The 613-nt window shown below is 39.2% G+C and carries 1 protein-coding gene; it reads right to left on the bottom strand.

Annotation, left to right across the window (positions count from 1 at the left end):
- Positions 1-211, bottom strand: a 211-nt coding sequence (locus NE664_12700) for a hypothetical protein (protein MCQ4727495.1), incomplete at its 3' end; no start/stop codon positions are given.
- Between the last annotated feature and the right edge of the window lie 402 nt (positions 212-613).

The raw sequence follows: 613 nt of genomic DNA, 5'->3' as shown, positions 1-613 counted from the left end.
AAGCAATCCCATCGATCTGCTCAAAATAGTTTACCAGAACATCATTTTTTTCCTGAAGTGTCTGATTAACAGAATCCATAACCACCTGCCTCTGCAGGTTACTGTATATCATCAGGGAAACAGCACCGCTGATTAAAAATGTGACGCAATAGATTGCCACCAGTATCGTCAATGTCTTTTTCCAAATACCAAATTTCATAAACCATTTCATACTCTACCCCTATCATCTGCAGGACCTTACACCGCCTTTCTGTTATTATAGCGCCTACTTTATTTTTTGTCATTTGATTATGAAAGAGAATCTTTAAAAGCCCCTGCCGGGAAAAACTTATCTCCCGGCAGGGGCTTTTTTGTGTAATAGGAAAGTTCTCGTAAAAATGGAATTATGTAAACTTGGTGTTCTGCCTTTGCAGAGCACCACAATCAGACGATAGGAGATGGTTAAAAAATAAAAAACCCACTGTTCCCATCATCTTCACCAAAAACATTTTCATGAAGAAAATAGTCCATATCAAGAAGGTCTTCATCCTTCATGCGTGCTATTTCAGAGGGAGTCATTCCCTCCGGAGGATTTTTTGCATATTTGCTGCGAAGCTTCTCTACAAGTTCTTTG

Source organism: Anaerotignum faecicola (assembly GCA_024460105.1).
Lineage (GTDB): Bacteria > Bacillota > Clostridia > Lachnospirales > Anaerotignaceae > JANFXS01.
Note: the sequence above shows the minus strand (reverse complement) of the source record. Positions and strands in the feature narration are given on the sequence as shown.